Origin of the sequence: Flavobacterium sp. AJR (assembly GCF_002156885.1) — a bacterium.
Lineage (GTDB): Bacteria > Bacteroidota > Bacteroidia > Flavobacteriales > Flavobacteriaceae > Flavobacterium.
This window is the reverse complement of the sequence record NZ_NCWQ01000086.1, coordinates 1-15,211: the sequence shown is the minus strand read 5'-3', so window position 1 is coordinate 15,211 and position 15,211 is coordinate 1. Positions and strand designations below refer to the sequence as shown.

Here is a 15,211-nt window from a genome sequence, read left to right as displayed (position 1 = left end):
ATTTTAAAGGTTATCATATTGGCATAAAATCACCAAATCTAGCAAAGTATTATCGAAAATTAATTAGTTCTGTAAAACGAAAAGCCAATAGAGCTATTAAGTTAGCAGAGAAAAATCCTAATAATAAAAGAGCAATCTTTAAAAATCAAATAAAAAAAATATATAATTTACCTTTAAGATTTACTGACCAAGAAAATATTGAGTTTGCAAAATTACAAAGAAGAAGATATAAACTTATTCTTAATGACAGAGGATTTTATGAGTTTAGACATTCTATATTAGATAATAAGAACAAATCGAACTACCGTTCTTATATAAAAAGGTGTTGTAAAACTTTCGAGACAGATTCTTTCAACAAACAAATACAAAAAAGTAATGTAACTGTTCATCAAGCAATGACTAGACATTTAAAAAACAAGTATTAAGTTCATATTGAATCCGCACTATTGCTGAGTATATCCACACAGTCACGTTTCTAGCCCTGATAGAAGGGAAAATCCTTTTTTATTGTTTTTCACAATAAAAAAGATTGGAATGATAGCAGGAAAAAGCTCCTGAAAAATATAAAGGTTATTTTTAAAAGTTTAAAAAAGTAACCACAAAGTCTGTCATTTCGAGGAACGAGACCCGAGTGATAACGAATAGACGAAGTAAATCTTCGTGAGAAACTAACTCATAGTTTTTTCTTAAATTGTCGAGCTACTCGCGAAGATTTCTCGTTCCTCGAAATGATGACAAGATTGGAGAAAACTTTGTGTCTTTGCTATAGCTCGGGTCTCGTTCCTCGAAATGAAAAAAAATGAGAATAGAAACTTTGCGGCTCCGCTTCTTTGCGAGATTCTTTTATTATTTCGGTTTCATAAGCCTTCGACTACGCTCGGGATGACAATAGGGGATGACAAAAATGAGAATAAAAACTTTGTGAATCTCAGCACTATTTCGCGAATCTCAGTGAAACTTTTAAACACAAAAAAAGGACGATACTTTAAAAGCATCGTCCTTTAGGCAATTTTTAATTTACATCCTCAAATCCTTTCAGATTTTTAAATGCTGGATTTAATAATTGCGTACAGTTCTTTGGGTAATCTAATAAAAAATAAAGCTAAACGTTGGTTATTCGTTTATAACATCGCCTTCTTTAATTTCTTCGCTGGCAAGTTTTATCAGTTTATCATTGGCATTTAAGTCGCCAAAGATTTCGATTTTATCATCGATTTCTCTTCCTTTTTTTACGTTGATTCTTGCTGCTTTATGGTTTACTATTTTTATAACATAAACGCCTTCGGCAGAACTTACAACGGCAGTTTTAGGTGCTACAAATGTGCTGTCTTTTGCATTTAGCGGAAGCAAAACTTCGGCAACCATTCCTGGTAATAAATCTCCGCTTGTATTGTTCACGTCCATTTCTACGCGTTCTGAGCGCAGTTTTAAATCTAACGCTCCCGACATACGTTGGATTTTAGCTTTAAAAGTATCTGGCGATGATTTTACATTAAAACTCATTTCGTCACCTTGTTTTAAATAACCAGTATATAGTTCTGGGATAGAAACAGCAAGACGCAATTTTGTTTGTTCCTGGATTGTCAATAACGGCAAATCCGATCCTTTGCCAGATGGACCAACATAAGCGCCTAAATTGATATTTCTTGCGGTAACAATTCCGTTAAAAGGCGCACGAATTTCCAGATAACCTCTCATAATTGCCACTTCTTTATGCGAAGCCACGGCTGCTTGGTATTGTGCATAATCAGAATTCTTTTTTCCGTTTGCCATTTCCAAGTCGTTTTTAGAGATTGTCCCTTCGACTTTACTAGTTTCATAAAGACGATTGTACGTGCTTTTGCTTGTATTGTAAATCGCTTCCATCGATTTTAATCTCGATTCGGCTGCTGCAAGTTGCGAACTAATTTCGGGTGCTTCTAATACTATCAAAAGTTGTCCTTTGGTTACTTTCGAGCCAATATCTACTTTAAGTAATTTTACAAAGCTGCTCACTTTTGCATATAAATCTACTTGTTGGAAACCAGATAATTCTGCAGGCATTCTTAGCTCGGTTGTTAGCTTCTCTTTTTGCAAAAGAAACGTTTCAGTTTTGGGCTCGATTTCGGCAACAGCTTCTTCTTTCTTGCCCGAATTACAGCTGCTTAATAAACTTATTGCTACTAGAAACAGCATTATTGATTGTAATATTTTATTTTTCATTTTTTGGATTTAATGAGGATATATAATGAATACTTTCTTCGTCTTCTGGATCTAAAGAAACAGATTGTGTTGTTGCCTTTTCTTGCGCCCACGCAAAAATCAGTGGTAAAATTAGTAGTACTGTAAAGGTCGAAAAGAATAATCCGCCGATAACCGCACGCCCTAATGGTGATACCTGATCGCCACCTTCACCGTGACCAATTGCCATTGGTAACATTCCTGCAATCATCGCCACAGAGGTCATGATAATAGGACGAAGACGCAATGCAGCAGCTTCACGTGCCGACTCTAATGCGTTGCCATTGTGTTTGCGTAATTGTTCGGCATTGGTAACCAATAAAACGGCATTGGCGATAGAAACCCCAACTGACATAATGATTCCCATATACGATTGTAAGTTTAATGTAGAGCCTGTAATTGTAAGCATTAATATAGCTCCTAGAACTACTGCAGGAACTGTTGTTAAGATGACTAACGATACCTTGAACGATTGGAAATTTGCCGCCAACATTAAAAATATCACGAAAATTGCAACCAATAAACCTACTTGTAAACTGCTTAGTGTTTCTACTAATACTTTGCTCATACCAATTGGGCTTATGAATAATCCGCGTGGTAATTCGCCCAATGAGTTTATTGTTGCATCTACATCTTTTACTGCCGTACCCAAATCGGTCTGGCTAATGTTGGCAGTAACTGTAATATAAGGCATAGCACCCAAGTTGTCATTTTCTCCGCTTACAAATCCCGGTGTAATCTTGGCAACATCGCTTAAAACTGGTCGAAGCGAATTTTTTAATACGGGAATTTCGCCAATATCTGTTTTGCTTTTCATGTTGTTTAGCGGCACTTGTACCTGAACGCTATAGGATAATCCCGCTTTTTCGTCGACCCACGTATTTTTCTCAGTATATCTTGACGATGAGGTCGAAGCAACCAGAGAACGTGAGATATCATTCATATCAACACCCAATTCGGCAGCACGAGTTCTGTCAATATCGATATTCATTGCTGGATAATGTATTGGCTGCCCAATTTGTACATCTCTGAAATAGGATATTTTCTTTAGCTTCTCGACAATTTGATTAGCATAAAGCTCATTTCGTTTTTTGTCTTTTCCGGCAATTCGTACCTCGATAGGAGTAGGAGAACCTTGGCTCAATACTTTATCAGTAAGTTCGATTGGTTCAAAAGAGACTTTCACATCTGGAAGAATCTTTTTAAGCCTGTTTCTAAACTCATCTTTAAACTCATCCATGTCGGCATGATAGTCTTTTAAACTTACCTGAAAAACCGCTTCATGAGAACCTGCCATGAATAAATAAATAGGGTTTATAGAAAACAACGATGGATGCTGTCCTACATATACAGATGAAATTCCGATATGTTCCTTACCAACCATTTTGTTTAATTCTTTCAGTACTAAAATTGCTTTTTCTTCGGTACGTTCCAAACGAGTTCCGTCGGGAGCACGCATTCTTAGTTGGAACTGACTTGAGTTTACTTTAGGGAAAACATCTTTCCCAATAAACGTAATCAGTAATATTGCCAAGAAAGTGATTCCGAATAGATAGGCGAGGGTAACTCCTTTTTTATGCGGAAACAAACGGTCTAATGTTTTCATAAATCGGATTCTGAATTTCTCAAAATGACTTATTTTTCCATCATTATTAAAATCGTCTCTTTCGACCATTGCTTTTTTCTGAGTAATCAAATCTTTCTCTGACTCAGGCGTTAACCCGCAATCATTAAATTCAGCTTCATCATCGGTAATACCTGGCGCGTGTGCGTGAACAGGATGGGCTTTCATTAACCAGTTTGCCATAACTGGCACAAAAGTTTGTGATAGCAAAAACGAAATAACCATCGAGAATCCAATCGCTAATGCAAGTGGTAAAAACAAGGCTCCCGGAATTCCGACCATGGTAAATGCAGGTGCAAATACGGCAAGAATACAAAGAAGAATCAATAGTTTAGGCAGCGCAATTTCCTGACAGGCATCCCAAATGGCGAGTGCCTTGGGCTTGCCCATATCGAGATGCTGGTGGATATTTTCTATCGTAACGGTACTTTCATCTACCAAGATTCCTATGGCAAGAGCCAATCCGCTTAAAGACATTAAGTTGATGGTTTGTCCGAATAACTTCAGGAATAAAACCCCCGAGATAATCGAAATAGGAATGGTTAGGATTACGATTAAAGCAGCACGTTTATCACCAAGGAAAAGTAAAACCATTAATCCAGTTAATACAGCTCCGATGATTCCTTCGGTAATTAAACTTTTAACCGAATTGATTACATAAACCGATTGGTCAAATTCGTATGATAATTTTACATCTTCGGGTAATGTACTTTGGATTTTAGGTAATTCGGATTTTAATTTCTGAACCACATCCCAAGTCGAAGCATCTCCCGCTTTGGCAATACTTATATAAACCGAACGTTTTCCGTTTACCAAGGCATAACCAGCCGTAATGTCTGCACCATCTTTTACTGTTGCAACATCACCTAATTTTAAGTTTTGAACGCTTCCTTTAAACAACGGAATGTTCTCAAAATCTTTAACTTCTTTAATCGTGTTATTGGTTGGTGTAATATAGTTTTTGTCGCCCATACGAACGTTTCCTGATGGAGCAGTTTGGTTGTTTACACGTATAGCTTCTACAATCTGGTCGGGTGTCATATTATGCGAACGCAACAAATCGGGGTCTACATTAACCTCGATTGTTCTTGGGCTTCCGCCAAAGGGTGCCGGAGATAATAAACCGGGAATGGAGGTAAATGAGGCACGAACATAGACATTGGCTAAATCCTGCAACTCATTATTTGAACGTATTTTACTGCTTAATACCAATTGCCCAATAGGCAAAGACGAAGCATCAAAACGGATGATAAATGGCGGTTGCGTTCCTGGAGGAAATGCCGCCTGAATTCTATTAGATAATGAACTCAATTCGGCAGCAGCCTGAGCCATATTTGTGTTTTCATAATAGGTTAATTTCATAATCATTAACCCTTGAATATTCTTAGTTTCTACTGATTTTACTCCATTGGCAAAAGGTAGAATATTGACATAATTTTTGGCGAAATAAGCTTCCATCTGGTCTGGTGTATAACCACCAAAGGGATGTGCAATATAAATAACCGGTAAATTCATTTTCGGGAGAATATCTACCTTGATATCCTTAATAGCACCAATTCCGAAGAAGAATAAACCTGCAACCATAACCAGTATGGAAATGGGTTTGCGAAGTGCAAAACGTATTAAATTCATTAGGATCTATAATTAAAATTCATTTATAAATAAGTCAAAATTACCTGTGGCAGCAGCCTTGAGTAAGAAAGATTGCCAAACATTATTATTGACAATATCACGGTCTATTTCGGCACGATTTAGCGTATATAGCGTTTGCGTAATATCGGTTAATGTCGTTAATCCGTTTTTGTATAAAGTCGATTTCTGTAAGTACGCCTGAGCAGCAGCTTTAACCTGAATAGGTGCTTCGACATAATTATCCATCGTGATTTTAATTTTTGCGTCGGCAAGATTTAATTGTGCTTTAAGCTCGGTATCAATCTGGTTGTATTCATCTTGTAATCCTTGCGAAATAAATTTTTGAGCACTTACTTGTTTGCTTGTTCTAAAAGGCGTAGTAAGATTCCAAGTAATTCCAACTCCTACCAGATAATTGGTTCGGTCGGGGCTAATACCATCAATATAATTTCGGTTAAAAGAAGTTTGATCTGTAACATAATCGGAGTTAAATCCTGATGCTCTGGTTTGCAAAACGCCAAACATACTCATCGTTGGGTAATAACTTCTCTTGTATAATTTAACTTGTTGATTGCTGTAATCAATTTTGCTTTTGTAGTATTGAAGTACTGGATGCAAACTATCATTAGATTCTGTAGGTTGTATCATTTCTTTCGGAATCTGACTCACAAACAAAGTATCCGGAATAAAATCCTGACTAGGAACTCCCATTAAAATAACCAGTTTGCTGTTTTGTTCTTTTACAAAATCCTTAGCCTGATTTAATGCGATTTTAGCACGAGAAACTTCGGCTGTAGCCAATGTAGAATCTACTCCGGCAAGTAATCCGTTTTTCACTCTTGCCACGGCAGTGTTCTTAAAAACTATGGCACGTGTTAAGTTCTTTTGCTGAGAAATTAATAAACGTTGGCTTGCCAGCAAATTAAGATATGCCGCAGAGATTTTAATTTCTTGCTGAAATTTTTCTTGTTGTAAATCATTCTCACGACTTTGAACTTCGACTTTGGCAAGATTGATTTTTTGTTTGATTTTTCCGAAAGTAAAAAAATCCCAATTCATGTTAACCAGATATAATGCTCCAAACGAAGCGTTCCAGTTTTGTTCTGGCAATGCAGGACCAGAAGAGGCAGTTCCTAAACCATTAAAACCATACAAAGCACCATTCTGCCCATTTATGGTTCCATAATCTTGTTGTGCAGATAAGTTTAAATTGGGTAAATAATCCCGATTTGCTTGCTTTAGCGTTTCTTTGGAGGCATTAGCATAATTGCTTTTTGCTTTGACACTACCATAATTTTCAAGACCTGTTTTAATAGCATCTTTTAATGATAGTGTTTGGGCAAAGCTTGCCGAAACGGAAAACAATAAAAATAATAAGGCAATTTTTTTGAAATACATAAAACTCTAAATAAGAAATTATGAAACAAAAATATTTTACTTGTGCCGAAATAACAGTTCTTAAATGATGTAATGCGATAATAAATGACGAATTGAATTGGTCATTTATTGATCTTAAAAACTAAAAAAATGTGGTTAATTTGTAAACTATTTAAGTATTAAAAATGAATAAGAAGTTTAACAAGATATTGGATAACAAATGGTGGCAAGAAATTGCTGTTATAGCCTTTTCGTTTACAATCTACACGTTAAAAAATGATTGGATGTTATTTAGTTCTTTAGCATCTATATCTATGGGCGTTTTTTTTTACTTGGTTTTATACATGCATGCCCAGTTTAACCGTTTTTTTATTCTTCCTATTTTATTTAAAGATCAAAGACCATTAACATACATTTTTCTCACACTCCTTGGAGTATTGCTGTTTTCGATAGTTTTATATGAAATAACGACATTGGATATGTTTAATAAATGTCGTTTATACCAAAACTCACATCAACGAAGTTATGCCTATCAGCTGGCAAGTGTTTTAGGAACATTGGTATGTATTTTGAGTCCGATAATTGTTTTTAAATTCTACAGAATCCATAAAAAACAAACTGACGAAACGTTGTTGTTTAATCAAATGCAGCTAAATGCTCTTAAAGGACAATTAAACCCTCATTTTTTATTCAATACGTTTAATACGTTGTACGGAATTAGTCTTGAATTCCCTGATCGTACACCCGATTTAATCATGAAAGTGTCGCAATTAATGCGTTATCAGCTTGAGAGTAATAACAAACAATGTGTATCGCTGGAGGAGGAACTTTCGTTTATTAATAGTTATATCCAGTTAGAAAAGGAAAGAGTAGGGTATCGTTGTGATATTACTTATGACTGCAAGATTGATAATGAGAATGCTTATAAAGTTTCGCCAATGTTATTGATTGCTTTTATAGAAAATGCTTTTAAACACGGAGCATGTGCAATAGAGAACTGTTTTGTTCGTATTTTTATCACGGTCGAAAATGGGTTGTTGCATCTTCATGTGATAAATTCGATTCCAACTAAAAAAACAAATGTTATTTCGACCAAAATAGGGTTGAAGAATACTATCGAACGTTTGAATTTAATTTATGGTAAAGAATATAAATTAGATATTCAGGATGATAATAATACGTATATCGTAGATTTAAAATTGCAACTCAAGAAGTTTGTATAAAATGAAAGAGCCAAAAAAATGTATTATTGTTGATGATGAGCCTGCAGCGCATTATGTTTTGGTGAATTATATTAAGCAAAATCCACAATTAGATTTAGTTTTTCAATGTTATAATGGCATTGAAGCCATGAATTATCTTAGAGAGAATAAAGTCGATTTAATGTTTCTTGACATTAATATGCCCGAAATAACGGGTATAGAATTATTAAAGATTATCCCAACGCCACCAAAAACTATCCTGACAACTGCTTACTCAGAATTTGCTCTGGAAAGTTATGATTATGGAGTGATCGATTATTTGCTAAAACCGATCTATTTTCCGAGATTTTTAAAAGCAATTGACCGTTTCTTTTCTATCGAAAATGTTCAAAATAAACCCGCTGAAATTATTGCTAATACAGTTTCTGTTAAAGTAGATGGTCATTTTATCGAACTCGAATTAGAGAGTTTATTATTTGCACAAAGTTTTGGTAATTACGTAAAATTACACACTACAAAAAGAACCTATCTGGCATCTATTACAACCAGCGAATTCGAAAAGGGTCTTCCTGAATTGGGTTTTATGCGCATTCATAAATCTTATATAGTTGCTCTGGATAAAATAGAAGCTACCGATAAAGATTTTGTTGTAATAAAAAAGGAACGATTGCCTATAGGAATTACTTATAAAAGAGAATTACTAGATAGATTGAAGAATAAAAATATTCTTTAAATACCAATGCTTATAAAAGTTTAATTAGACGCTTACACAAATTTAAAATTGTTACAAAAAGTTAACCATGTAAGTGATGTAAGTTCAGTTAAGTTTTAAGTTGACTAATCACACTTATATTTACTTTCATCACTTACATGGTTTAAATAGTTTTAAGTTGGCGACTTGGTGTTTTTGCGAGAAAAACTATACTCTTTCGTAATCGCCTTTCCAATTGGTAATAGATTTTTTGATAGAATTTCCGGAGAGATTTTCATCCAGCGCTTTTTCGATTAATAGATTGAGTTCATTATCTGGACTAAATCGTAATGCAAATATTTGTTCATCGGTTAATTGGTCTTCGATAAGTTCCAATCTTTTTCCTGTTATCGACAAATACCGATATCGAAGTTCTAGTTTTACGATTCGGTTTTGTAACGTTAATGCATAATGCTGACGTAGCATAAATCCTAATCCTAATAAAACAACAAATATCAGACTTATAAAAATCCAGATAATTGTGTCATTGGTTGTGAAGGAAAAATAGATACTAAAAACAAGTAATATTAATAATACAGGATAATAAACAAAATGATGAGGTTTATAATAACGAATGTGATTGTTGTAGGATTGTGTTTCCATTTGAGTTAGTTTTTTTAAAGGTAATCAAAACTGTAACTTATCAAATGTTATTTATCAATACGTTAAGACTTTAAATGAAAATAAAACCTTCAAAATATGTATCTTGAAGGTTAGTTTTAAAAAATGGATACTGTTTATTTTAAGATTACAACTTCTTCGGGTACGACAAATAACATGGTGCATCCGTTTTTAGAAAATGCCGAATGTGTACTTCCTGGTGGCATATACAAATAATCGCCACTATTTAATTGGTCTGCGCCAAAGCGTACTTCGCCTTCTAAGACATATATTTCTTCGCCAGCAGGATGACTATGATTAGGGTAGGAGGCACCTGCATCAAATTTTAATAAAAAAGTTGGAGGTCTTTGTGTAGCGTCGTCAAAACGAAGAATTTTTACATAAACTCCGTCTGTTTTTATTCCTTCTTCTACTAGTGGTTTCCAATTGGTTTCGTTGCTTTTTGTGATTTGCTTTTTCATTTTGTGTATAGTTTAAATTAGTGCTAGTTTTTGTTTTTAAGAAATATTTCGTCAATACTCCAACGGTATTGTGGCATTGTAGCCAATAGAAATGCGGCTGCAGAAAATACCAAGACCGAATAATCTAATGGTTCTTTGACTCCAAATGAATAAGCCATTGCGAGAGCAAATAATAATGTAAGGATTGCTGCTCCAGTTGCTGCTAATCGGGTTTTGTAGCCAATCAAAAGCATTAATGCAAATAGGGTTTCTAAAAGTGTACTTAGTATTACAACAAGTGGGATACTGTTTTTGGGAGCAAAAGAATTTACTTTCTCAGCATAGGCAATAAAGTTTTGCCATCCCGAAGAGTATTCTCCCCATAAACCTAAACGGCTGGAAACTGCCGATAAAAAGCCAATTGCAAGCGCAGTACGTAATAGCAAAGTTGCTGTGTCTTGATGTTTTTTCATTTACTTTTTTATTAGTAATTATTATCAGGACAAAGGTGCAATATGGTTATTCGCTAAAGAATAGAGAATATTAGAAAAAGCATGTACTATTAGATCATGACTTTTTCTTTATATGATTTAGGAGCAATTTTGGTGTGTTTTTTGAAAAAATTAGAGAAGTAAAAAGGATCGTTGAAGCCTAACATATAAGCAACTTCTTTTACCGATAATTTCTCGTAGGTAAAAAGGCGTTTTGCTTCGGATATGATTAGCCCAAAAATTACATTCTGTGCCGTTTTGTTAGTATGAAGTTTCGAGAGTTCATTTAGTTTAGATTCTGTAGTACCAAGTAATGTGGCAATTTCGTTTACTGATAAGTTTTTCTCAAAGTTTTTAAGTATTGTTTCCAGAAAGGCAAGAAATAAAGCATCGGGTTTATAAATTTCGTCACCACGATTTATTTTAGAACGATTTATTTCAATCAAAATTAACTCAATTCGGCTGTGTGTCGAAATTAGATATTGATAGGGAGTTTCGGCTAATTCCTTTTCGATTAATTGTAATTCTTGTAGTATGGTTTCGCTATTATCTACAGGAATAACTTCGTTCATTGCAAAGTGGCAAAACAAACCATTATGAAAGATTAATTCGATGTCATTATCATTTTTGCAGAAATAATCATAAGTAAATTCAAGAACAATTCCCTTGGCATTATGAATGTTTTTAAAATAATGAATTTGTCCTGAGGTAATGGTAAGAACAGTATTTTCTGTTAACTCAAATTCATTTTCATCTACTGAAATGGTCACTGAACCCGAAGTACAAAAGATTAAAACATATTTTAAAACCCGTCTCGGTTTTTCTAAACCAATTGTCTTGTCAAAAGTTTTTATATCAATCATTTAGCTTCTCATAATTTTTGTTCTAACCAAAAGTAAGAATAAATGGTTTGTGTTATATGGCTAAATAGTAATTTATTAAAACCATGAACTTTTAATAAAAGAAACCATATAAGTTATGTAAGTTCATTTAAGAGAAGTATTTAAAGCTTATATTTTCTTAAATGACTTAAATGGTTTTGAGTTATACAATTTGATAATTGTTTTTAGTAATTAATATTTCCATTTATTTCTGGATTCTGCACTATCAGCAATAAGTTCGTTTAGGCGTTTTATTCTTGTAGTTTCTTGTTTAGCGCTCATGACCCAATTTTTTGAAACTTTTTTATAAGAAGGTGCAAGTGCCTGAAAGAAATTCCAAGCTTTTTCATTGGTTTTAAAAATTTCCTCAAATTCATCAGAAAAGTGAACTTCTTCGATTTCGTGCGTATAAATTCTGGATTTATCTTCTTTTCGCAATTTAAAACTAGCAATTCCTGCGGGTTGCATTAATCCTTGTTCTGTTAAATCTTCGACCTTTTTAATATTTATAGCACTCCAAATACTTGTAGCTTTTCTGGGTGTAAAACGTATGGAATAACTATCGGCATCAACAGATCTGCGAACGCCATCAATCCAGCCAAAGCAAAGTGCTTCATCTACAGATTGTGACCATGTCATACTTGGTTTATTGCTATTTACTTTATAAAAACCAACCAGTAATTCCGTTTCGAGTAGATGATTTTGGGTTAACCATTTTCTAAACTCAGATTGATTTTCGAAAAACATTGGACTCATTTAATTTTCTTCTATTAGTTTTTTTATTTCTACCAAAATCGGATTCCAACCTTCTCCATTATTTAAAGCTTCGCAATATCTTCTTTGTCCATCTGCCACAGTTGAGTAATCGCCTTGAGAAACATTCAAAATTGTTTTTCCGTTATTATCCGCCAATTCATAGGTTACATTTAAATAATTTTCTGGAATATCGGGAATAGTAGAATTTGGGTCAAATGTAGAATAAATAAGTTTTTTATTAGGCTCTATGCTTACAATATGCCCTTTTACAAAAACTAAGTCCTGACCTTCGTAATTGGCTTGCCAAAGAAGTTCGCTTCCTATTTCCCAATCAGACAAAGCTTCGCAACCAAACATATAAACTTTTGTTTTTTCAGGATTTGTCAATGCATCCCATACTTTATGAGCAGGAGCATTTATCTCGATACTATTGTTAACTGTTAATTGATTTACCATGATTATTTTATTTTAACTTGTTGGGTGTATAAAAAAATCAACACATAGGAACATAAATTTATAACTTAAGATGAATCTTAGAAAACATCTTTGTTATTTAAGCTATGTTGCTATGTGTTAACAGAAACTATTTTAACGGGTTAATTATTTACTTTAAGTAAAATAAAGAACTGTTATTTATTCAACAGCTTTTGCAGCTTCCAGAATTAGTTCTAATACTCCTTTTGGGTGTGAAGCCAATGAAGCATGACTTGCGTCTAAATGAATTATTTTTTTAGGATTCATTCTGTTTGCCATTTCTATTTGAGTTGCAGGAGGGATCATATGATCGTTATTGGATACTTGATACCAACTTGGTTTAGTTTTCCAGGCTGGTTCTCCAGATTCTGCTCCAAAACAACTACCATGAATAGGTTTTTGTGCCAAAGCCATAGTCAGGGTATCTTTTTCATTTAAATCCTGACAGAAACTTTTATGGTATTCATCATATTTAATCCATAAAAAACCTTTGCTATCAGGGTATATACTTGCTCCGCCCGCTGGTTGTTCTCTGCGTCCGAATATACCACCCAAACTTTCGCCTTTATCTGGTGCAAATGCCGCAATATAAACCAAACCTACTACTTTGTCATGATGTCCTGCGCCGCTTATTACAGAACCTCCATAAGAATGTCCTACTAATAATACTTTGCCATCCTGTGCATCTATTAAATCCTTTGTTTTTTGGATATCATCATCTAGTGATGTTAAAGGATTTTGTACGCTTCGCACTTTGTATCCTTCTTTATGCAAAGCAGGAATAATATGTTGCCAATGTGAGCCATCGCCCCATGCTCCATGAACCAATACAATGTTTAAATCTTTTGTTGCCATGATAATAATTTTTAGTTAAATCAATTTTTTTAATGCATAGGTTTTATCTCATTGGGACTTTAATGTAATCACCTGTTTGATGTGTATGTGTAGTATTTTTTTGTAATGTATGCAATAGGAATCCCGATGCAAAAAATCAATATTAGGATTGATAATAGTAACGGAAAATCTAAACTTTTGGCAGGTAGTATTGGAAAAACAATTGGCAGAACAACTAGGTTCATTATAATCCAAACAAAAATTCCATATAGTACTCCTGAGATTATAGTATTGTTTTTTAAAAACGAAACGTACGGATAAATTTTAAAATAGAATAAAGCAAAGATGGTCGCAATTATAAAATGAAACGCGAGTCCGTAAAATGCCATTTTTGGGTCGCCCGAGTAGGCATCTTGTTTAAAAACACCACTAGCAATAGATTGTAAAATTTTAAGAGCAGTAGTTTTTTGTAAAATAACGGCATAAATAAGAATAGGGGTAATAATATCCAATGTGCCAGCAACTAAACCTGATAATAAAACTGTTCCAACTTTTGATTTCATGTAGATGATTGTTTATGTTTAGTGCTTAAAATTAATTGGTAAACTTACTGTCTTGTTACTTCCTGACAAATAGTATTTAATTGTTTTATATGTCTTTGTATATGAATAAGAGAAAAATTAATCCATTCATAAATTGTGAATTTTCCAAATGTTGGAATTTCTGAATTGAGACATGTTAAAGTTAAATCATAAGTTTCGGATACATGCAATAATTCTTCTTCTATTTTTTGCAGAGATAAAGTTAGCGAATTTTTATTGTATTTTTTATCCAATGGTATTATGAATTCTGGAGCTTGCATTTTTATGGTGAAGTTTAGAAAAAGAGCTGCTATATCTTTTACTTTTTCGTCGGGTTCACGAGTTGTTTTTTCTGTTGGACCACTGCACATTTCGGGATAACCAGAACTAGCTAGGATGAGGTGTTGCAGCACTTGCCCGGCTGTCCAGCTTCCTTCATAAGGAACGGTGTTTAGCTCCGTTTCTGAAAGTGAAGTAAGTATTTTGTAGAGCTGCTCAAATGTTTCAGTGATTTTTTTTTGGAGTAATGTTTTCATTTTATTGATTAATTAAAGGTTGTGTTTATTATCTATTTACAGATGATGTTATCCACCATACATTACCAAAAGGGTCGGTTACACCACAGGTTCTGCCATAATCCTGATTACTTAATTCCATAAGTGTTGTGGCGCCATTAGCTAGAGCTTTTTTATAGGTTTCATCGGCATTGTCTACATAAACAAACAAGTTCGCTGGTTGAGGTTTCCATTGCTCTGTTGCATCGGTAAACATTATTGTGCTTCCGTCAATTGTTATTTCTGAGTGTCTTATTGTTTCTCCATCTTCATGTAGTTTATGCATACTTGTTATTAGTTGTGCATCAAAAACATTTTTTGTAAAGTCTATAAATTTTAAAGCTCCCTTTAGCATTAAATAGGGCATTACAGCTTGATGTGTTGTTGGGATTTCCATCTTTCTATAATTTAAAGTTTAATAATAGAATAAAATTACACTTTTTAATGTTTTTAAGGTATTAAAAATCAGTTATTTGTGAGTTTGTTTTATCACGGAAGTACCTCGCAATGATACCCATACGAATTAAGTAGTTCGATTATTTTTTTATTTGAAATCTTCAGATCATGAATACGCAAAATTTTATCACAATCTTCTAAGTCAAAGTTTATATTGCCATTAGGGAAATGCTCAAGAAGTTTTGCAACAATCATTTGGGATTGCTCTACTTCTTGAACATTTGTTTTGAAAACTTCTATCATGGGTTTTCTGATTTTAAACTATAACGTATTGATTGTTAGTTTATTTTTGATGTATATATTAAAATATTAGTCTG

Annotated in this window: 16 protein-coding genes and 1 pseudogene; 3 read left to right on the top strand and 14 right to left on the bottom strand. The window is 33.8% G+C overall.

Going from position 1 to position 15,211, the window contains the following annotated elements; translation table 11 throughout:
- A pseudogene (locus B8T70_RS23970) lies at window positions 1-425 on the top strand (hypothetical protein); the annotation flags it as partial.
- A gap of 688 nt (window positions 426-1,113) precedes the next feature.
- Here the strand turns inward: B8T70_RS23970 and B8T70_RS19510 are convergent.
- The 3 genes from B8T70_RS19510 to B8T70_RS19500 are packed head-to-tail and all read right to left on the bottom strand — an operon-like array spanning window position 1,114 to window position 6,874.
- Entirely contained in the window at window positions 1,114-2,202 is a 1,089-nt protein-coding gene (locus B8T70_RS19510; RefSeq protein WP_086895929.1) for an efflux RND transporter periplasmic adaptor subunit, read from the bottom strand.
- A complete protein-coding gene (locus B8T70_RS19505; protein ID WP_086895928.1) occupies window positions 2,192-5,476 on the bottom strand; it encodes an efflux RND transporter permease subunit in 3,285 nt (1,094 codons plus the stop codon). The genes B8T70_RS19510 and B8T70_RS19505 overlap by 11 nt, the downstream gene beginning before the upstream one ends.
- Window positions 5,477-5,488: 12 nt before the next feature.
- Window positions 5,489-6,874, bottom strand: a complete 1,386-nt coding sequence (locus tag B8T70_RS19500) for a TolC family protein (protein ID WP_086895927.1) — start codon at window positions 6,872-6,874, stop codon at window positions 5,489-5,491.
- A gap of 164 nt (window positions 6,875-7,038) precedes the next feature.
- Here B8T70_RS19500 and B8T70_RS19495 point away from each other — a divergent pair, with 164 nt between their 5' ends.
- Both B8T70_RS19495 and B8T70_RS19490 read left to right on the top strand, forming a co-directional pair.
- A complete protein-coding gene (locus B8T70_RS19495) occupies window positions 7,039-8,076 on the top strand; it encodes a sensor histidine kinase (RefSeq protein ID WP_039115800.1) in 1,038 nt (345 codons plus the stop codon).
- 1 nt (window position 8,077) lies between these two features.
- Window positions 8,078-8,788 (top strand): LytTR family DNA-binding domain-containing protein, encoded by a 711-nt coding sequence (locus tag B8T70_RS19490; protein ID WP_039115798.1) that lies wholly within the window; start codon window positions 8,078-8,080, stop codon window positions 8,786-8,788.
- A 186-nt stretch (window positions 8,789-8,974) separates the two neighbouring features.
- Here the strand turns inward: B8T70_RS19490 and B8T70_RS19485 are convergent, their stop codons facing one another.
- The 11 genes from B8T70_RS19485 to B8T70_RS19435 all read right to left on the bottom strand — a co-directional run bounded on the left by B8T70_RS19485 (window position 8,975) and on the right by B8T70_RS19435 (window position 15,137).
- The gene (locus B8T70_RS19485) at window positions 8,975-9,409 is read right to left on the bottom strand and encodes a DUF6526 family protein (RefSeq protein ID WP_086895926.1); all 435 of its coding nucleotides are present in this window, start codon (window positions 9,407-9,409) and stop codon (window positions 8,975-8,977) included.
- 134 nt (window positions 9,410-9,543) lie between these two features.
- On the bottom strand, window positions 9,544-9,888 hold the full coding sequence (locus B8T70_RS19480; protein WP_086895925.1) for a cupin domain-containing protein: 345 nt from the start codon (window positions 9,886-9,888) through the stop codon (window positions 9,544-9,546).
- Window positions 9,889-9,911: 23 nt separating this feature from the next.
- Complete coding sequence (locus B8T70_RS19475) at window positions 9,912-10,340, bottom strand: DoxX family protein (protein WP_086895924.1); 429 nt, start codon at window positions 10,338-10,340, stop codon at window positions 9,912-9,914.
- Between the two features lie 89 nt (window positions 10,341-10,429).
- Window positions 10,430-11,221: an AraC family transcriptional regulator gene (locus B8T70_RS19470; RefSeq protein WP_086895923.1), complete on the bottom strand. Its 792-nt coding sequence runs from the start codon at window positions 11,219-11,221 to the stop codon at window positions 10,430-10,432.
- A 210-nt stretch (window positions 11,222-11,431) separates the two neighbouring features.
- Window positions 11,432-11,995: a YdeI family protein gene (locus tag B8T70_RS19465; protein ID WP_086895922.1), complete on the bottom strand. Its 564-nt coding sequence runs from the start codon at window positions 11,993-11,995 to the stop codon at window positions 11,432-11,434.
- Window positions 11,996-12,451: an SRPBCC domain-containing protein gene (locus B8T70_RS19460; RefSeq protein WP_086895921.1), complete on the bottom strand. Its 456-nt coding sequence runs from the start codon at window positions 12,449-12,451 to the stop codon at window positions 11,996-11,998.
- Window positions 12,452-12,628: 177 nt separating this feature from the next.
- A complete protein-coding gene (locus tag B8T70_RS19455; protein WP_039115785.1) occupies window positions 12,629-13,324 on the bottom strand; it encodes an alpha/beta hydrolase in 696 nt (231 codons plus the stop codon).
- Window positions 13,325-13,392: 68 nt separating this feature from the next.
- The gene (locus B8T70_RS19450) at window positions 13,393-13,866 is read right to left on the bottom strand and encodes a DUF1440 domain-containing protein (RefSeq protein WP_086895920.1); all 474 of its coding nucleotides are present in this window, start codon (window positions 13,864-13,866) and stop codon (window positions 13,393-13,395) included.
- Window positions 13,867-13,910: 44 nt separating this feature from the next.
- The gene (locus tag B8T70_RS19445) at window positions 13,911-14,420 is read right to left on the bottom strand and encodes a DinB family protein (protein ID WP_086895919.1); all 510 of its coding nucleotides are present in this window, start codon (window positions 14,418-14,420) and stop codon (window positions 13,911-13,913) included.
- Window positions 14,421-14,448: 28 nt separating this feature from the next.
- Window positions 14,449-14,835, bottom strand: coding sequence for a VOC family protein (locus B8T70_RS19440; RefSeq protein ID WP_039115780.1), 387 nt, complete (start codon window positions 14,833-14,835; stop codon window positions 14,449-14,451).
- Between the two features lie 92 nt (window positions 14,836-14,927).
- Complete coding sequence (locus B8T70_RS19435; protein WP_039115779.1) at window positions 14,928-15,137, bottom strand: hypothetical protein; 210 nt, start codon at window positions 15,135-15,137, stop codon at window positions 14,928-14,930.
- Between the last annotated feature and the right edge of the window lie 74 nt (window positions 15,138-15,211).